At 61.6% G+C, this 16,924-nt stretch carries 16 protein-coding genes and 4 tRNA genes; 5 read left to right on the plus strand and 15 right to left on the minus strand.

The window, feature by feature from the left end; genetic code table 11:
- Nucleotides 1–48: 48 nt before the first annotated feature.
- The 3 genes from IC609_RS15255 to IC609_RS15265 are packed head-to-tail and all read right to left on the minus strand — an operon-like array spanning nucleotide 49 to nucleotide 3,831.
- Nucleotides 49–1,068 (minus strand): methionine synthase, encoded by a 1,020-nt coding sequence (locus tag IC609_RS15255; protein ID WP_191820385.1) that lies wholly within the window; start codon nucleotides 1,066–1,068, stop codon nucleotides 49–51.
- A gap of 25 nt (nucleotides 1,069–1,093) precedes the next feature.
- The gene (locus IC609_RS15260; protein WP_191820386.1) at nucleotides 1,094–2,113 is read right to left on the minus strand and encodes an LLM class flavin-dependent oxidoreductase; all 1,020 of its coding nucleotides are present in this window, start codon (nucleotides 2,111–2,113) and stop codon (nucleotides 1,094–1,096) included.
- Nucleotides 2,110–3,831, minus strand: a complete 1,722-nt coding sequence (locus tag IC609_RS15265; protein ID WP_191820387.1) for a long-chain fatty acid--CoA ligase — start codon at nucleotides 3,829–3,831, stop codon at nucleotides 2,110–2,112. The genes IC609_RS15260 and IC609_RS15265 overlap by 4 nt, the downstream gene beginning before the upstream one ends.
- A gap of 183 nt (nucleotides 3,832–4,014) precedes the next feature.
- Here IC609_RS15265 and IC609_RS15270 point away from each other — a divergent pair, with 183 nt between their 5' ends.
- Nucleotides 4,015–4,620, plus strand: a complete 606-nt coding sequence (locus IC609_RS15270) for a response regulator (RefSeq protein ID WP_191820388.1) — start codon at nucleotides 4,015–4,017, stop codon at nucleotides 4,618–4,620.
- Nucleotides 4,621–4,706: 86 nt separating this feature from the next.
- On the opposite strand, the gene IC609_RS15275 is transcribed toward IC609_RS15270, so the two are convergent.
- From IC609_RS15275 to folC, 11 genes are all read right to left on the minus strand, one after another.
- Nucleotides 4,707–4,783 (minus strand) — tRNA-Pro (locus IC609_RS15275).
- A 29-nt stretch (nucleotides 4,784–4,812) separates the two neighbouring features.
- Entirely contained in the window at nucleotides 4,813–5,247 is a 435-nt protein-coding gene (locus tag IC609_RS15280) for a MerR family transcriptional regulator (RefSeq protein ID WP_191820389.1), read from the minus strand.
- Nucleotides 5,248–5,367: 120 nt separating this feature from the next.
- Nucleotides 5,368–5,444, minus strand: a tRNA-Asp gene (locus IC609_RS15285).
- 48 nt (nucleotides 5,445–5,492) lie between these two features.
- A tRNA-Glu gene (locus IC609_RS15290) sits at nucleotides 5,493–5,568 on the minus strand.
- A 37-nt stretch (nucleotides 5,569–5,605) separates the two neighbouring features.
- Nucleotides 5,606–5,681: transfer RNA gene (locus IC609_RS15295), tRNA-Ala, on the minus strand.
- A 75-nt stretch (nucleotides 5,682–5,756) separates the two neighbouring features.
- Nucleotides 5,757–7,169, minus strand: coding sequence for a glutamate--tRNA ligase (gltX, locus tag IC609_RS15300; protein ID WP_191820390.1), 1,413 nt, complete (start codon nucleotides 7,167–7,169; stop codon nucleotides 5,757–5,759).
- Between the two features lie 45 nt (nucleotides 7,170–7,214).
- Complete coding sequence (locus tag IC609_RS15305) at nucleotides 7,215–8,426, minus strand: O-succinylhomoserine sulfhydrylase (RefSeq protein ID WP_191820391.1); 1,212 nt, start codon at nucleotides 8,424–8,426, stop codon at nucleotides 7,215–7,217.
- An 8-nt stretch (nucleotides 8,427–8,434) separates the two neighbouring features.
- Nucleotides 8,435–9,949: an amidophosphoribosyltransferase gene (purF, locus tag IC609_RS15310; RefSeq protein WP_191820392.1), complete on the minus strand. Its 1,515-nt coding sequence runs from the start codon at nucleotides 9,947–9,949 to the stop codon at nucleotides 8,435–8,437.
- A 49-nt stretch (nucleotides 9,950–9,998) separates the two neighbouring features.
- Complete coding sequence (locus tag IC609_RS15315) at nucleotides 9,999–10,496, minus strand: CvpA family protein (RefSeq protein ID WP_408611054.1); 498 nt, start codon at nucleotides 10,494–10,496, stop codon at nucleotides 9,999–10,001.
- A 1-nt stretch (nucleotide 10,497) separates the two neighbouring features.
- Entirely contained in the window at nucleotides 10,498–11,301 is an 804-nt protein-coding gene (locus IC609_RS15320) for an SPOR domain-containing protein (protein ID WP_191820393.1), read from the minus strand.
- 10 nt (nucleotides 11,302–11,311) lie between these two features.
- Nucleotides 11,312–12,601 (minus strand): bifunctional tetrahydrofolate synthase/dihydrofolate synthase, encoded by a 1,290-nt coding sequence (gene folC / locus IC609_RS15325; protein ID WP_191820394.1) that lies wholly within the window; start codon nucleotides 12,599–12,601, stop codon nucleotides 11,312–11,314.
- A 56-nt stretch (nucleotides 12,602–12,657) separates the two neighbouring features.
- Between folC and IC609_RS15330 the strand changes: the two genes are divergently transcribed.
- The 4 genes from IC609_RS15330 (at nucleotide 12,658) to argG (ending at nucleotide 15,556) form a co-directional block, all read left to right on the plus strand.
- A complete protein-coding gene (locus tag IC609_RS15330) occupies nucleotides 12,658–13,011 on the plus strand; it encodes an ArsC family reductase (protein ID WP_191820395.1) in 354 nt (117 codons plus the stop codon).
- Nucleotides 13,012–13,113: 102 nt separating this feature from the next.
- Nucleotides 13,114–13,773: a glycine zipper 2TM domain-containing protein gene (locus IC609_RS15335; RefSeq protein WP_191820396.1), complete on the plus strand. Its 660-nt coding sequence runs from the start codon at nucleotides 13,114–13,116 to the stop codon at nucleotides 13,771–13,773.
- A 116-nt stretch (nucleotides 13,774–13,889) separates the two neighbouring features.
- Nucleotides 13,890–14,207 (plus strand): pyrimidine/purine nucleoside phosphorylase, encoded by a 318-nt coding sequence (ppnP, locus tag IC609_RS15340; RefSeq protein WP_191820397.1) that lies wholly within the window; start codon nucleotides 13,890–13,892, stop codon nucleotides 14,205–14,207.
- An 8-nt stretch (nucleotides 14,208–14,215) separates the two neighbouring features.
- Nucleotides 14,216–15,556: an argininosuccinate synthase gene (gene argG, locus IC609_RS15345; RefSeq protein WP_191820398.1), complete on the plus strand. Its 1,341-nt coding sequence runs from the start codon at nucleotides 14,216–14,218 to the stop codon at nucleotides 15,554–15,556.
- A gap of 309 nt (nucleotides 15,557–15,865) precedes the next feature.
- On the opposite strand, the gene murB is transcribed toward argG, so the two are convergent.
- Entirely contained in the window at nucleotides 15,866–16,918 is a 1,053-nt protein-coding gene (gene murB, locus IC609_RS15350) for a UDP-N-acetylmuramate dehydrogenase (RefSeq protein WP_191820399.1), read from the minus strand.
- Between the last annotated feature and the right edge of the window lie 6 nt (nucleotides 16,919–16,924).

The following is a 16,924-nucleotide window of genomic DNA, read 5'->3' on the forward strand; positions in this document are numbered from 1 at the left end:
CAAAGGCGCAAGCATAGCGCCTTGCTGCCCCATGCGGTCTGTGCCAGATCAGGCGTAACGCTGGCTGGCCAGCTTGGCGCCTTCGGCCAGCGCCTTGAGCTTGGCCTCGGCCACGGCGCGGCTCATCGGGGCCAGGCCACAGTTGGTGCAGGCGATCAGGTGCTGCTTGGGCACGAACTGCAAGGCACGGCCAATGGTCTCTGCGATTTCCTCGGGCGTTTCGATGGCCGGGTTGGCCACATCGATCACGCCCACCATCACGTCCTTGCCTTCGAGCAGCTTCATCAGCTCCATCGGCACATGCGAGTGCATGCACTCCAGGCTGACCTGCTGGATGCTGCTTTTGGCGAGGGCCGGGAACACCTTTTCGTACTGACGCCATTCGTGGCCGAGCGTTTCTTTCCACTTGTTGTTGGCTTCGATGCCGTAGCCGTAGCAAATGTGGACGGCTGTGGTGCAGGTCAGGCCCCGGGCAGCCACCTCCAGCGCCTTGACGCCCCAATCGGCGGCTTCGTCCATGTAGACGTTGAAAGCCGGTTCGTCGAACTGGATGATGTCCACACCATCGGCCTGCAGCGCCAGGGCTTCCTGGTTGAGCAACTCGGCAAAGGCCATGGCCATCTTGACCTTGTCGCCATAAAAGCGGTCGGCCACCGTGTCCACGATCGTCATCGGGCCGGGCAAGGTGAATTTGAGTTTCTTTTTCGTGTGGGCACGGGCCAACTGGGCCTCGAAGGCGTGCACCCGGCCCTTGAGGCGCAGCGGCGCGATGACTTGCGGCACCTGCGCGTCGTAGCGGTTGTTGCGGATGCCCATGGTGACCTTGTTCACGAAGTCGATGCCATCGACCTGCTCGACAAAGCCGTGCACGAAGTGCTGGCGCGCCTGCTCGCCATCGCCGATCACGTCCAGCCCCGCGTCTTCCTGCGCCTTGATCCAGAGCAATGTGGCATCGGCCTTGGCCTGCTGCAGCTCGGGGCCTTGGGTGGTCCACTGGGGCCAGAGTTTTTCGGTCTCGGCCAGCCAGGCGGGTTTGGGCAAGCTGCCAGCGATCGCGGTGGTGAACATGTCAAAAATCCTAGGGGTTTGAAAATCAAAGCGGAGAGTTTGCCGTCAATGCAAATTCTCGGGCGAGCAGCTCATAAGAACGCATTTGGGCTGCAGGGTCATGTGTCCAGGTGATCACCACCAGTTCATCGACCTCCAGCCGCGCCGCCAGTTGGCGCAGCTTGCGCCCCACGCTGGCGGGCGAGCCGATCAAGGCCGAGTCACGCAGCCGATCGAGTGCGAACTGCTCGGCCGGGCTGTAATCACGCGCCGCTTCTTCGGGCGGCAAGAGCGGTCCGATGCGGCCCAGGTTGCGGTCCATCTTCCAGCGGGCACGGCTTTCAAACAGGCGCAGGGCCTCTTCGTCGGTGTCAGCAGCCAAGGCCCACAGGCACACGGTGGCGGCTGGCTTTTGCAAAGCGGCACTGGGCCGGAAGGTTTCGCGGTAAATCTGCAGCGCTTCGTCAGCGCCTTGCCCGTCGGTGATGAAGTAGGCAAACGCATAGGGCAAGCCCAGATGCGCGGCCAGCTGGGCACCGTAGTCCGAGCTGCCCAGCATCCACACCGTGGGCGCCGTGCCCGACTGCGGGTAGGCGTACACGTTATGCCCGGGGTGACTGGGGGGCAGGTTCTGCCCGTTCACCCAGGCCTGCAGCTCCATGACCTGCTGCGGAAAGCGCTCAGAAGCGTTGCGGTCCGGGTTCAACAATTGGGCGGTGCGTCCATCGCTGCCCGGCGCACGGCCCACACCCAAATCAATCCGCCCAGGCGCCAGCGCGTCGAGCACGCGAAACTGTTCAGCCACCTTGAGCGCCGAATAATGCGGGAGCATGACGCCCGCACTGCCCAAGCGGATGCGCTGGGTGCGGGCCGCGATGGCCGCCATCAAGACCTCCGGGGCTGTCCCCACGATGCTGGGGTGGCTGTGGTGCTCACTCACCCAAAATCGGTGGTAGCCCCAGGCCTCGGCCTGTTGGGCCAGCGCCAAAGTCTGTCGGATCGTCTCGTCCTGCCCGCGCCCGTAAGCAGCAGCGGACTGGTCGAGAATGGAAAGCTTCAGAGTCATTCGGATTTGGCTTCGGTGTCCAGGGCGGCCATTTCGGCTTCCTGCAAGGCACGCCACATGACTTTGCCGCTGCCGCTCTTGGGCAAAGCCTCGGCGAATGTGACCACACGGGGGATTTTGTACACGGCCATGTTCTCACGGCACCAGTCGATGATGTCTTGCTCGCTCACTTGGCCCTTGTGTGAGCCACGCAGCACCACCACGGCCTTGACCGATTCACCCCGGTAGGCGTCGCGCGTTGCAATAATGCAGGCCTCCTGAATCGCTGGATGGCGGAACATCAGCGCTTCGACCTCGGCAGGCCAGACCTTGAAGCCACTGGCGTTGATCATGCGCTTCAAGCGATCGGTCATGAAGAAATAGCCTTCTTCATCGACCCGACCCATGTCACCCGAGCGGAAGAACGACTTGCCGTCGCGTTCAAAAAACGCCGCCGCCGTGGCGTCGGGTCGCTTCCAGTAGCCCTTGAACACCTGTGGGCCACAAATCACGATCTCGCCCGACTCGCCTTGAGGCAACTCCTCCAGCGTGTCGGGGTTCACCACCCGTGCGTCCACGCTCATGAAGGGAATGCCCAAGCATTGCTTCTTGGGGTGATCGGGCGGATTACTGTGCGAGGGCGCGGCCGTTTCGGTCAGACCATAGCCTTCGGTGTAACGCAGACCGAACTGGTCGAGCAAGCGCTGGGCCACGGCTTCGGGCATGGCCGCACCGCCGCCACCGATATAGACCAGACTGGACAGGTCGTACTTGTCCATGTGCGGGCTGCCCAGCAAATCGATCACCATGGTCGGGATGTTGGTCCAGTGGGTCACCTTCCATCTGGAAATCAGATGCCCCGCCACATCGCGGTCCCAGCGCGGCATGATCACCAGACTGGCACCCATGAAGATGCTGGCGTGCATGACGCTCACCATGCCGGTGATGTGAAACATGGGCACCACGCAAAGCGTGACGTTTTCGGCCGTGCCGTTGCCCCACACAGCCGTGGCCATCGCGTTGTGCATGATGGTGCTGTGGGTGTGCATGCAGCCCTTGGGTAGGCCCGTGGTGCCACTGGTGTAGGGCAAGATGGCCAGGTCATTGCTGGTCGCCTGGGTCGCAGGCAGCGCAGCGGCTTGCGGGCTGTCCAGCCAATCTTTCCAGGCATGCACCTGACCCGACGAAAGCGCAGGCAAATCCCGTGGCGTGAGCAACCAGGCTTTCCAAGCTTCGGGCAGGTCTTGCGGGCTCACCTGCGCAGGGTCAAACACATCGGTGAAGGCCGTCACCACGAGGTGCGCCAAGCGCTGATCAGCGGGCAAGGCTTCGCTGGCTTGCACCAACTCAGAGGCCAGGTCTGCTGTGGTCACCGCCACTTTGGTGTCAGGGTCGGTGATGTAGTGCTTGAGCTCTTCAGCCCGGTTCATCGGGTTGACCGGCACCACCACGGCATCGAGCCGCAGGATCGCGAAATGCGTGATCACCAGCTGCGGGCAGTTCTGCATGTCGAGCACCACGCGGTCACCGCGCTGCACGCCGCACTGCGCCAGCTGGCTGGCGATTTTTTCGGCCGCCTGCACCACTTCACGGTAAGTCCAGGCGCGGCCCATGAAGACCAAGGCATTTTTGTCAGGAAACCGTGCCGCACTGACCCACAGGTTCATCCACAGGGATGTGGCCGCGGGCGTCAAGCTCGCAGGCAGGCGGGAGGGCCAGAACGCTTCGTGTGCACGCATGCTTTTGTCTCCTTGTGAAATGCCACTGCATGTTAATCGGCCATCACTGCCCACCGGGTCACGTCTTTGTCGCAGGCGAGACCTTGATGAATTTTTTATTGTTTTTCCACAATTCGTTAATTTAATAAACATTTAAGATTACTATTTAACATCTAAAAAGCTTTTGTTACTAAAATAGAGCGTATGCAAACGAATCCATCCCCCGATACGCTCGAAGACTACTGCGGTACCACCTATGCAGCCAAGCTGTTGGGTCTGTCAGTAGGCACCATCCAGACTCTGGTCGAGAAGAACGAGTTGCAAGCCTGGAAAACGCAAGGCGGGCATCGTCGCATTTCTATGCCTTCGATCCGAGAGTACCAACGCAAACACAACATGTTGACGACGCCTGCTGATGGGCGTGACAACCGCTTGCGTGTGCTGCTCGTGGAAGACGATCCAGTCACGCGTGAAATGCTGCGCGACTTCTGCAACCGCTGCGCCATGCCCGTGGACTGCACCGCCATGTCATCGGGTCTGGAAGCCCTGATCGACATCGCCAGCATCCAACCCGATGTGTTGATTGCCGACCTGAACATGCCGGGTGTCGATGGCTTCGAATTGCTGCGCACCTTGCGCAACAACCCGCAATTCAACAAGATGACCAGCTTGGTGGTGTCTGCCTTGTCGCCCGAAGAAATCGAGGCGCGTGGCGGCCTGCCAGAAGGCACCATCTTCATGGCCAAGCCCGTGAACATGCATTGGTTCAATGGCTTCTTTGCGGCCATGATGGCGGGCCGCCAAGCCTGATCTGAAGCAGGCGAAGTGCAAGGCACTTCGCTGTCTTGAAGGCACAAAGAAAAAGGGCTAGCAAAACTGCTAGCCCTTTTTGTTTTTGGTCGGCGTGGCGGGATTCGAACTCGCGACCCCTTGCACCCCATGCAAGTGCGCTACCAGGCTGCGCTACACGCCGAAGACCTTAATTATACCCTGAGAATCGCATCAAAAAGTGAGCATCGTGCGGATTTCGAGCAGCTCTTTTTTCAAGTCACCCGACGGCACCACCAAAGTGCCAGCTACCGCCAATGGCAAGGCATCCATGTCGCTGTCATCGTCCTGATCCACCACGATGTCTCCAACCATCACTTCGCCGCTGGCACGTGTGCTTGGACGAGCCGCTTGTGCCAGTTCCTGCAGTTTGTTGCGCGCACCGCTGATGGTGAAGCCTTGCTCGTACAAGAGATCCCGAATGCGGCGGATCATCAGCACTTCATGGTGCTGGTAATAGCGCCGATTGCCCCGGCGCTTGACGGGCCGCAGTTGCGTGAATTCCTGCTCCCAATAGCGAAGCACATGCGTCTTCACGCCGCACAATTCGGCGACTTCACCGATGGTGAAATAGCGCTTGGCGGGGATCGATGGAAGAACACTGTCCATAGGAGCGGGGCGGGGAAACGGGCTGAAAACTGAGCGGGAGGTGGAGCTTACTGCAAGTTGTCCTTTTTGGGGAAGGACTGCCTGCAAAAAAAAACGCGTCCGAGGACGCGTTTTTGATTTTGGCGGAGTGGACGGGACTCGAACCCGCGACCCCCGGCGTGACAGGCCGGTATTCTAACCAACTGAACTACCACTCCTGGTAGATAGCTTCGCTTCGACTTGCGTCAAAGCCAAGTGCTACAACTTGGCGACCCTACGGGGATTCGAACCCCGGTACTCACCGTGAAAGGGTGATGTCCTAGGCCTCTAGACGATAGGGTCATAACCTGGACGTGATTCTTGCGAATCTTCGACACTTTGGTGGAGGTAAGCGGGATCGAACCGCTGACCTCTTGCATGCCATGCAAGCGCTCTCCCAGCTGAGCTATACCCCCCGTTGGTACAACGCTTCGCATTGCTGCTTTTCGTTATGCCTCGTTGGTGTCGAGACTTGAATTATAGACAGGTTTTTACGCGTTTTGCAAACTCAAGAGAATTTTTTCTCTTTGGCTCAAGGCCAGCACCGCATCCAGCGACGGTGTTTGCGCGGTGCCCATCACCAACACCCGCACAGGCATGGCCAGTTGAGGCATTTTCAGCCCTGTGGCGGTCAGCACTTCCTTGATGGCGGCTGCAATCGCGGCTTTGTCCCAGGCACACACAGCCAGCTTGTCAGCCAGCAATGCCAAGGCAGGCTTGACCGACTCGGTCACATGCTGCGCTTTTTCTTCAGCGTTGGGCACCACCTCGGTGTAGAAAGCACTGATCCATTTGGCCAGCACCACCAGCGTGTCGCAACGGTCCTTGAACAAACCGCAGATGGCCGACAGGCGTTCATCGGCCGTCACCCCAAGCTTGACGAGGAACGGTTGCACCCGAGTGGCCAGGACGGCATCGTCCATCGCCTTGAGGTGTTGCGCATTGACCCAGGCCAGCTTGGCCGCATCCCACTGCGCCGGGCTCTTGGAGAGATGGGTGCCGTCAAACCACTGCACCATTTGATCGAGGCTGAACAGCTCGTCGTCGCCATGGCTCCAGCCCAGACGGGCCAGGTAATTGTTCATGGCTTCGGGCAGGTAACCGGCTTCGTCGTAATTGGACACCGCCACCGCGCCACGGCGCTTGGACAGCTTCTGGCCATCGTCGCCCAAAATGACAGGCAAGTGACCGAACTGCGGCAGCGCAGCGCCCAAAGCGCGGTACATATTGATCTGCCAAGGGGTATTGTTGATGTGCTCGTCTCCCCGGAACACGTGGCTGATGGCCATGTCCCAATCGTCCACCACCACCGCGAAGTTGTAGGTGGGCACGCCCGGCGCACCTTCAGGCGCCCCCTCTTCCGGCGCGCGCTGGATGATCAGGTCGTCAATCTCGGTGTTGCTGATGCTGATCGGGCCCTTGACCAGATCGTCCCAGCTCACCACGCCGTCGATGGGGTTGGCAAAACGGATCACAGGTTTCACGCCCGCGGGCACAGGCGGCAGCACCTTGCCCGGTGCGGGGCGCCAGGTGCGGTCGTACAGGCGCTTCTCGCCACGCGCTTCCTGCGCGGCCTTCATGGCCTCCAGGTCTTCGGGCGTGCAGTAGCAACGGTAAGCCGTGCCAGCGGCCAGCATCTGGTCGATCACAGCCTGGTAGCGCTCCAGGCGCTGCATTTGGTAGATCGGGCCTTCGTCATAGGCAAGGCCCAGCCAGTGCATGGACTGCAGGATCTGATCGACCGAGTCCTGCGTGGAGCGGGCCACATCGGTGTCTTCGATGCGCAGCACAAACTCACCGCCGTAGTGGCGTGCGTAGGCCCAGGAATACAGCGCGGTACGGGCGGTGCCCAAATGCAGAAACCCCGTGGGCGACGGGGCGATGCGGGTGCGGATTTTGGTCATGGTTTCAGCTCAGGAAGGGGCCACCTGCGGCCCCTTGTTCGGGTGTCAAAAAGTGTCGAGGCCACGGGCCAGATCGGCCTGCACGTCTTGCGGGTATTCCAGACCCACGGCCACACGGATCAGGCCTTGACCAATGCCAGCGGCCTGGCGCTGCGCCTCGGTCAAGCGACCATGCGAGGTGCTGGCCGGGTGCGCCACCAGCGTCTTGGTGTCGCCCAAGTTGGTCGACAGCGACAGCATCTTCATCGCGTCGAGCACATGAAAGGCACGCTGGCGCGCCTGCTCAGGGCCATCGGCCTTGACGTCAAACGACAAGACCGCGCCGCCCAGGCCCGACATCTGGCGGATGGCCAGCTCGTGCTGCGGGTGGCTGGCCAGACCCGGGTAATAGACCCGCGCCACCGAGGGGTGCTTTTCGAGCCATTCGGCCAAGAGGCCGGCACGCACGGTTTGTGCGCGCATGCGCAAATCCAGCGTTTCCAGGCCTTTGAGCACAACCCAGGCGTTGAACGGGGCCAATGTCATGCCCCCGCTTTTGAGCACGGGCAGGAATTTTTCAGTGATCAGTTGCTGGCTGGCACAAAGAGCACCCGCCATCACACGGCCTTGGCCATCCAGGTACTTGGTGCCCGAGTGCATGATGATGTCTGCGCCCATCGCAGCAGGGCGCTGCAATGCAGGGGTGGCAAAGCAGTTGTCCACGGCCAGCAAGGCCCCGGCGTTGTGGGCCATGTCGGCCAGCGCCTGGATGTCGCACACCTCGGTCAGCGGGTTGGTAGGGGTTTCGGCGAACAGCAAGCGGGTATTGGGGCGAATCGCCGATTGCCAGGCTTGCAGATCGGTCTGCGACACAAAGCTGGACTCCACGCCAAACTTGGCCAGGTCCGAGCCAATCAGCTTGATGGTCGAGCCGAACATTGACTGCGAGCACACCACATGGTCGCCCGCCTTCAAGAGGCCCATGCACATCATCAGGATGGCCGACATGCCCGACGCCGTGCCCATGGCCGCCTCGGTGCCTTCGAGCGCCGCCAGACGCTGCTCCATACTGGCCACCGTGGGGTTGCCGTAACGGCCATAGGTGTAGCCTTCTTCGTCGCCCGCAAAGCGGGCTGCTGCTGCAGCGGCCGTGGGTTGCACATAACCGCTGGTCAGGTACAGGGCTTCGGAGTTCTCACCGTACTGGCTGCGCTCCACAGCGGCGCGCACAGCCAAGGTCTCGATGTGCAGATCGTCCAATCGTGTGTTTGTGGTCATGCGGATCCTCACTCAGACGCGTTGGGCAGGGCCAGACGGGAATTGTCGACATCGCCCTCTTCTACCTTCAGGCGGTTTTCATTGATGCGCACGATGTCGTCGGCCGACACATCGCCGGTCACGTACACGCCGTCGAAGCAGGAGGCATCAAAGGTCTTGATCGGCTCACCTTGCGAGATGCGCGCCTGCGCCACGGCCGACTTCATGGCATCCACATCCTGGTAAATCAGCGCATCACAGCCGATGAGCTGACGGACTTCTTCCAGACTGCGGCCATGCGCCACCAGCTCTTCAGGCGTGGGCATGTCGATGCCATAGACGTTGGGAAAGCGCACGGGTGGCGCCGCACTGGCCATGTAGACCTTGTTGGCACCTGCGTCTCGCGCCATCTGCACGATCTCACGGCTGGTTGTGCCACGCACGATGGAATCGTCCACCAGCAACACGTTGCGGCCCTTGAACTCGCTGGTGATCACGTTGAGCTTCTGGCGCACCGACTTCTTGCGAACGCCCTGACCCGGCATGATGAAGGTGCGGCCCACATAACGGTTTTTCACAAACCCCTCGCGGTAAGGGATGCCCAGCAACTGGGCCAGCTGCATGGCGCTTGGGCGGCTCGACTCGGGGATCGGAATCACCACATCGATTTCGTTCGGCGGCACGGTCGAGATCACCCGTTTGGCCAGCGTTTCACCCAGGTTCAGACGCGCCTGGTAGACCGAAATGCCGTCCATCGTCGAGTCGGGGCGCGCCAGATAAACATATTCAAAAATGCAGGGGCTCAGCTGCGCACCTTCGGCACACATGGCGGTGTGGACTTGACCTTGCAAGTCAATGAACACCGCCTCACCAGGGGCCACATCACGCTCGAACTGGTGCATCGTGCCTTCCAGCGCCACCGATTCGCTGGCCAGCATGACCGTGCCATCCTTGCTGCGACCCATGCACAACGGGCGGATGCCGTGCGGATCACGGAATGCCAACAGTCCGTGCCCAGCGATCAGGGCAATCACGGCGTACGAGCCCTTGATGCGCTGGTTGACGCCCCGCACAGCGGCAAACACATCCTGCGGTGCCAGCGGCAAGCCACGGGTGGTTTTTTCCAACTCGTGCGCCAACACGTTGAGCAGGACTTCGGAGTCGCTTTCGGTGTTGATGTGTCGGTGATCGTTGGAAAACAGCTCGGCCTTCAGGACCTTGGCATTGGTGAGGTTGCCGTTGTGCACCAGCACCAGACCGAAAGGGGCATTCACGTAAAACGGCTGCGCCTCTTCTTCGCTGAAGGCATTGCCCGCCGTGGGGTAGCGCACCTGGCCCAAGCCGCAATTGCCCGGCAGGGCCCGCATGTTGCGGGTACGGAACACGTCGCGCACCATGCCCTTGGCCTTGTGCATGAAGAACTTGCGGTCCAGCTGGGTGACGATGCCTGCGGCGTCCTGCCCACGGTGTTGCAGCAGGAGCAAGGCGTCATAAATCAGCTGATTGACCGGAGTGGCACTGGCCACGCCCACGATTCCACACATAGCTTTGTCCGTTCACAAAATCAAATTCAATTTCTGGCCTGGATGGGCATCAATGCGGCAGGTAGGCCAGCAAGGCCTCGGGCAGCACAGGCTTCAAGCCGTTGAGCAGCACATCCAGCCAGACCGGGCCCTGGGCACCTTGCCACCAGGGCTGTTGCGCCATGCCCATCAACTGGATCACGACCGTGGCCACCAACAGCAGCAAAACGCCACGCGCCAAACCGAACACCGCACCCAAAGCGCGATCCACCGGACGCAGGCCAACGGTCTCCACCACCTTTTTAAGCACCCAGGACAACAGCCCGGCAGCAAAAAGGGAAACCACAAACACCAGCACAAAAGCCGCCGCGTATTGCACTTTTTCGGCAGCGCCTTGGAGGAAAGGCAACATCAGCGCCACGTCCTGCGCCAGCCATTGCGCCAGCACAAAGGCCGCCACCCAGGCAGCCAGAGACATCAACTCGTACACCAGTCCGCGCCAGGCCCCCAGCAGCGTCGAAAAGAGCAACACCGCGCACAGCAGCCAGTCGGTGGTGACCAGGTTCATGTCAGTGCGTCAGTATGGAAACAGGCAGGTCCAACTTGCGGATCTTGGCAGCAGCCTTGTCGGCCTCTGCACGGCTGTCATAAGGGCCCACACGCACACGTGTGCTTTTCTTGCCATCCTTGTCCACCACCTGGGTGTAGGTCTTCAGCCCGGCTTGCTCGAGCTTGCGCCGAACTTCGCGCACCTTGTCGGCATCGCTGAATGCCCCCACCTGCAAAATCACCTTGGCATGGTCTGCCGCAGCCTTGCCTTCCAGCAATGCTTTGGCTTTGGCGCCATCGTCAGCCGACTTGGCTGGGGCCACTTTGTCGGCTTTTTCTGATTTGGCGGCTGCAGAAGCCGGTTTGGCTGGAGCAGTGGACGCGGCCGAAGCGGCGGCATCTGGTTTGGCAGGCGCGCTGGCCTGGGGTTTGGATTCACTCACGACCGCAGAAGCCGGTGCACTGGGCAACACCACCTCTTCCTTGCCCGCATCCAGACTGGCATGGGGGGGCACCACCGATGACGCGGACAGCAATGGCTTGGCCGGGGCCTGAGCGGCTGGCACGGCTTTGGCGCTCACCAGCGGAGCCGTGCTGTCGCGGTCAGGAATCAGGATGGGCGTGTCCACCGCCACAGGGCGCGGCTGGGTGTCAAACAGCAAGGGAAAAGCCACCACCGCCACAAACACCAGCACCACCGCACCGATGAGCCGGTAACGGGCACGTCGACGCACCACTTCCAGACTGTCGGCGGCACCGGCAGAAGCGCCCTCAGCGGACGTTGCTGCGCTCTGACCAGGAAAACGGAACTTGAAAAAAGCCATGGCGTGGTGCTCACGGGCTCAGGTGTTTGGCTTGCAAACGGGGGATACCGTCTTGCAAAACACCGCCCACGGTATAGAAGGAGCCAAAGACGACGATTCTATCAGCCGGGTCGGCCGCCTCGATGGCCGCTTGCAGGGCCGCCATGGGGTCGGCGTGCACGCTGCTGACCACATCCTGGCGGGTGTTCTGGGCCTGCCAAGCCTGCTCAAGCGACACGGCGCTGGCCGCCCGGGGCAAGGGCAAATCCGTGAAGTACCAGCGGTCCATCAGGGGGTTGACCCGTGCCAGCATGGGTACCAAGTCCTTGTCGGCCATGGCACCGAACACGGCGTGCGTGGTCGGGTAAAAGCCCATGGCGTCGAGGTTCTCGGCCAATGCGGCCACCGAATGGGGGTTGTGCGCCACATCCAGCACCAAAACAGGCTGACCGGGCACGATCTGGAAGCGCCCCGGCAGCTCGACCATAGCCAGGCCGTTGCGCACCGCCTGCGCCGTCACTGGGATGCGCTGGCGCAAAGCCTCCAGCGCGGCCAGCACACCCGAGGCGTTGACCAATTGATTGGCCCCACGCAGCGCCGGATAAGCCATGCCCGCATAGCGACGCCCCCGGCCCGCCCAAGCCCATTGCTGCTTGTCACCTGAAAAGTTGAAGTCCTGCCCAAAACGCCAGAGCTCAGCCCCCACAGCGGCAGCATGGTTCAGCACGCTTTGCGGCGGTACCGGGTCACTGACCACCACGGGTCGCCCGGCGCGCATGATGCCCGCCTTCTCGAAACCGATGCTCTCGCGGTCCTTGCCCAAAATGGCGGCGTGATCGATGTCGATGCTGGTGATCACCGCACAATCGGCGTCAACGATGTTGACCGCATCCAGCCGCCCACCCAGGCCCACTTCCAAAATGACCACATCCAGCCCGGATCGGGCCATCAGGTGCAGGATGGCCAGCGTACTGAACTCGAAATAGGTCAGGCTCACACCGGCCCGGGCCGACTCGACCACGGCAAACGCCTCGGCCAAGGCTGCAGCCGAGGCCGATTCACCGTGCAGGCGGCAGCGCTCCTCAAAGTGCACCAGATGGGGCGAGGTGTAAACCCCGGTCTTGTACCCGGCTTCGAGCAAGATGGCTTCGAGCATGGCGCAGGTCGAGCCCTTGCCGTTGGTACCCGCCACAGTGATCACCGGACAGTCAAAGCGCAGTGCCATGCGCTCGGCTACCGCTTTGACACGGTCCAGCCCCATGTCGATGGCCACTGGGTGCAACTGCTCACAAAAAGCGAGCCATTCTTGTAAAGTCTTCATGGTCGGCGATTGTCGCCGAGTGCGCTCACCCTGACCGGCCCTGGCCGCGAAACACCATGAAAAACCAGCCCATCACCGTCTACGGCATCCCCAACTGCGACAGCGTCAAAAAAGCACGAACTTGGCTGACCGACCAAGGACTGACTTACGAATTCCACGACTTCAAAAAGCAAGGCGTGCCCGAAGCCGAACTCGGCCGCTGGGTGACCGCTGCAGGCTGGGAGACCGTGCTCAACCGCAAAGGCACCACCTGGCGCAAGCTGGACCCCGCCATCCAGGCCGCCGTGGTGGACAGCACCAGCGCACAGGCCCTGATGCTCAGCCAGGCCAGTGTGATCAAACGCCCGGTCATCGCCTGGCCATCTGGCCAGATCACGGTGGGTTACACCCCCGATCAGTGGCCAGCCTGAGGGCAACAGCGATCTCGTTACGAAACTTTACCCACTGGGCACTGGGATCGACGGCCGCCATTGGCTAAACTTCAGCCATCTTTGGCCAACCGCTGAAACACCATGAAATCGATTGCCCTTACTTCCGCCCTGCTCGCCGTCTGCAGCCTGGCCCAGGCTCAGGAGGTCGGCCAGGTGATTTCCCGCACCCCTGTGTACCAGCAGGTGGTGGTGCCGCGTCAAAGCTGCACACAGACGCCGGTCGCCGTCCAGCCGCAAACCTCCGGCGCAGGTGCGCTGATGGGGGCCATCGCGGGCGGCGCTGTGGGCAACACCATTGGCCGCGGTGACGGCCGCGCCCTGGCCACCATGGCGGGGGTCATTGGCGGCGCCATTCTGGGCGACAAGATCGAAAGCCCCGGCGCAACGCAAACCCAAACGCAGACCACCTGCACCACCCAGAACATTTATGAAAACCGACTGGTCGGCTACAACGTGGTGTATGAATTCGGCGGCAAGCAGTACACCGTGCAGCTGCCCCAGGACCCCGGTCCCACCATCCAGCTGCAGGTGACCCCTGTTGGAGCACCCCGCTCCGATGCCACGCCAGATGCGCCCCCGACCGTGGTGGCCAGCAACACCATCACCACCGTGACAACACAGCCACGCGTGGTCTATGTGCCCACCCCCAGCTACTATGGCGGTGCCTGGGCACCGGCTTATCCGGTCTTCAACATGGGCTGGGGCTGGAATGGCGGTCACCGCCATGGCCATTGGCGTTGACGTTTCGGGCCGAAGCAACGCATCTGGCCTAAAATCATGGGTTGACTCTCGGACAGGGGCCAAATCGGGCCCCTGATTGTTTTTGCGGCCTGGCCGCGTTCCCGAAACTGCACACCATGACCACCGAAAAAATCGACGGCGTGACCGTCACCACCAAAGGCAATGTTTTCTTTGACGGCAAATGCGTCAGCCACACCATCACCTATGCCGATGGCACACGCAAATCCGTGGGCGTGATCCTGCCCTCCACCCTGACGTTCAACATCGGCGCGGCCGAAATCATGGAATGCGTGTTCGGCTCCTGCGAGTACAAGGTTGCAGGCAGCGCCGAGTGGAAAACCTCCACCCCTGGCGACAAGTTCAGCGTCCCGGCCAATTCCAGCTTTGAGATCCGCGTGGGCGAGGCCTACCACTACATCTGCCACTTCGGCTGATCCGACCCATGAGCACCATTCTGCAAAACCTGCCCAAGGGGCAAAAAGTCGGTATCGCCTTCTCGGGCGGTCTGGACACGTCCGCCGCCCTGCTGTGGATGAAGCAAAAGGGCGCATTGCCCTACGCCTACACCGCCAATCTGGGCCAGCCTGACGAAGCCGACTACAACGAAATTCCACGCAAAGCGATGGAATACGGTGCCGAAAAAGCCCGCTTGGTCGACTGCCGCACCCAGCTGGCCCACGAAGGCATTGCCGCCATCCAGTGCGGCGCCTTCCATATCTCCACAGGTGGCATCACCTACTTCAACACCACCCCGCTGGGCCGCGCCGTGACGGGCACCATGCTGGTGGCCGCCATGAAGGAAGACGACGTCAACATCTGGGGCGACGGCAGCACCTTCAAGGGCAACGACATCGAGCGCTTTTACCGCTACGGTCTGCTGACCAACCCGAGCCTCAAGATCTACAAGCCCTGGCTGGACCAGCTGTTCATCGACGAGCTGGGTGGCCGCGCCGAAATGAGCGCCTTCATGACCGCCAACGGCTTTGGCTACAAGATGAGCGCCGAAAAGGCCTACTCCACCGACAGCAACATGCTGGGGGCGACCCACGAAGCCAAAGACCTGGAAAGCCTGGCCAGCGGCATGAAGATCGTCAACCCCATCATGGGCGTGGCGTTCTGGAAGCCCGAAGTCGAGGTCAAGGCCGAAGAAGTGAGCGTGCGCTTTGAAGAAGGCATGCCCGTGGCGCTGAACGGCGTGGAATACGCCGACCCGGTGGAGCTGTTCCTCAAAGCCAACGAAATCGGTGGCCGCCACGGTCTGGGCATGAGCGACCAGATCGAAAACCGCATCATCGAAGCCAAGAGCCGTGGCATCTACGAAGCCCCCGGCATGGCATTGCTGCACATCGCCTACGAGCGTCTGGTGTCCGGCATCCACAACGAAGACACCATCGAGCAGTACCGCATCAATGGCCTGCGCTTGGGTCGCTTGTTGTACCAAGGCCGCTGGTTCGACCCACAGTCCATCATGCTGCGCGAAACCGCCCAGCGCTGGGTGGCCCGCGCCGTAACCGGCACCGTGACGTTGGAACTGCGCCGTGGCAACGACTACAGCATCCTGAACACCGACTCACCCAACCTGACTTACGCCCCTGAGCGTTTGTCGATGGAAAAGGTGGAAGACGCACCGTTCAGCCCGCTCGACCGCATCGGCCAGCTGACCATGCGCAACCTCGACATCACCGACACCCGCGCCAAGCTGGGCATCTACGCCCACACGGGCTTGCTGTCGGTCGGCGATGGTCCGCACATTTACAAGCTGGATGGCAACGGCAAGAAGTGATGCTTTTGGCACCTCCATAAAAAACGGCCTTCGGGCCGTTTTTTATTGTCTTGCTTGGTTTTGTAGCTGTTGTCCGCCTTGCCACTGCGGCCAGCCGGTCAGCCTCATACTCGCTTCGCTCGCCAAATCGGCTGATCCGGCTGGCCGCAGTGCCAAGGCTGCGCTGACGAAACACCTGGACTGTTCGTTGATCAATCAACGCAGCGCCGGGTTAGGGCCTGAGCGGATCGGCCGATTTGGCGAGCGCAGCGAGAATGAGGCCGACCACTCAGGCCTTAACCCGGCGCGGCAAACCACCACGAACAAGCCTCAAATCACCACAGGCTCCGGCTCCAACCGAATCCCAAACCGCTCGTACACGCTGGTCTGAATCGCCTTGGCCAAGGTCATCACCTCACCACCCGTGCAAGGGTTCTCGGGCCCACCCCGGTTGACCAGCACCAGCGCCTGCTTGTCGTAGACCCCGGCATGGCCTACGGTCTTGCCTTTCCAGCCGCAGGCGTCGATCAACCAGCCTGCCGCCAGCTTGATGGTGCCATCCGGCATGGGGTAGTGCACCACCTTGGGGTCGCGGGCGATGATGTCGGCGCATTGCTCGGGGGTCACGGTGGGGTTCTTGAAAAAGCTGCCCGCGTTGCCGATCACCTTGGGGTCAGGCAGTTTGGCGCGGCGGATCGCCACCACCCAGTCAAAAATCTGCCGGGCATCGGGGCTGCGGATGCCCGTCTCGGCCATCTTGCGCTCCAGGTCCAGGTAGCCCAGCTCGGGCTTCCAGCGTTTGGGCAGCGCAAAGCGCACCCGCAAAATGACGGCCCGCCCGGCCAGGCCCAGGCCTTCGGGGCCGCCCGATGCATGCTTGAACACCGAATCGCGGTAGCTGAAACCGCACTGCGCAGCGTTCAGGCTGAACAGCTCACCCGTGAACATGTCCATGGCGTCGAGCGAGTCAAAGCGGTCCTGCAATTCCACGCCATAAGCGCCAATGTTCTGTACGGGCGAAGCGCCCACGGTGCCCGGGATCAGGGCCATGTTTTCCAGGCCCGGGTAACCCTGGTCCAGCGTCCAGGCCACCAGCTCGTGCCAGTCCACGCCTGCCCCAGCTTCGACAATCCAGTGTTTGTCGGTCTCAGACGCCAGGCGCAAGCCGGGCACCTCCATCTTCAGCACCAGCGCCTTGACGTCCCCCGTGAGCACGATGTTGCTGCCGCCGCCCAGCACCTGCCGGGGCAAGGTGGCCAGCTGAGGCTCCGCTAAAACAGCCAAGAGATCGGCTTCTGAGCGCACCCGCACCAAAGCCTGCGCCTTGGCGGCGATGCCGAACGTGTTGTACGGCTGCAGAGGGACATTTTTCTCCAGGATCATGGGACA

The sequence above is a fragment of the Limnohabitans radicicola genome, from assembly GCF_014837235.1.
GTDB classification, from domain to species: Bacteria; Pseudomonadota; Gammaproteobacteria; order Burkholderiales; family Burkholderiaceae_C; genus Limnohabitans_A; species Limnohabitans_A radicicola.

Excerpts from the sequence above, each read along its gene's own strand:
- murB (WP_191820399.1), bottom strand. The coding sequence starts at position 16,918 with ATGATCCTGGAGAAAAATGTCCCTCTGCAGCCGTACAACACGTTCGGC.
- gltX (WP_191820390.1), bottom strand. The coding sequence starts at position 7,169 with ATGACCAAAATCCGCACCCGCATCGCCCCGTCGCCCACGGGGTTTCTG.
- IC609_RS15305 (WP_191820391.1), bottom strand. The coding sequence starts at position 8,426 with ATGACCACAAACACACGATTGGACGATCTGCACATCGAGACCTTGGCT.
- IC609_RS15265 (WP_191820387.1), bottom strand. The coding sequence starts at position 3,831 with ATGCGTGCACACGAAGCGTTCTGGCCCTCCCGCCTGCCTGCGAGCTTG.
- IC609_RS15330 (WP_191820395.1), top strand. The coding sequence starts at position 12,658 with ATGAAAAACCAGCCCATCACCGTCTACGGCATCCCCAACTGCGACAGC.
- IC609_RS15315 (WP_408611054.1), bottom strand. The coding sequence starts at position 10,496 with ATGAACCTGGTCACCACCGACTGGCTGCTGTGCGCGGTGTTGCTCTTT.
- folC (WP_191820394.1), bottom strand. The coding sequence starts at position 12,601 with ATGAAGACTTTACAAGAATGGCTCGCTTTTTGTGAGCAGTTGCACCCA.
- IC609_RS15260 (WP_191820386.1), bottom strand. The coding sequence starts at position 2,113 with ATGACTCTGAAGCTTTCCATTCTCGACCAGTCCGCTGCTGCTTACGGG.
- IC609_RS15270 (WP_191820388.1), top strand. The coding sequence starts at position 4,015 with ATGCAAACGAATCCATCCCCCGATACGCTCGAAGACTACTGCGGTACC.
- IC609_RS15335 (WP_191820396.1), top strand. The coding sequence starts at position 13,114 with ATGAAATCGATTGCCCTTACTTCCGCCCTGCTCGCCGTCTGCAGCCTG.
- ppnP (WP_191820397.1), top strand. The coding sequence starts at position 13,890 with ATGACCACCGAAAAAATCGACGGCGTGACCGTCACCACCAAAGGCAAT.
- IC609_RS15320 (WP_191820393.1), bottom strand. The coding sequence starts at position 11,301 with ATGGCTTTTTTCAAGTTCCGTTTTCCTGGTCAGAGCGCAGCAACGTCC.
- IC609_RS15280 (WP_191820389.1), bottom strand. The coding sequence starts at position 5,247 with ATGGACAGTGTTCTTCCATCGATCCCCGCCAAGCGCTATTTCACCATC.
- IC609_RS15255 (WP_191820385.1), bottom strand. The coding sequence starts at position 1,068 with ATGTTCACCACCGCGATCGCTGGCAGCTTGCCCAAACCCGCCTGGCTG.
- purF (WP_191820392.1), bottom strand. The coding sequence starts at position 9,949 with ATGTGTGGAATCGTGGGCGTGGCCAGTGCCACTCCGGTCAATCAGCTG.
- argG (WP_191820398.1), top strand. The coding sequence starts at position 14,216 with ATGAGCACCATTCTGCAAAACCTGCCCAAGGGGCAAAAAGTCGGTATC.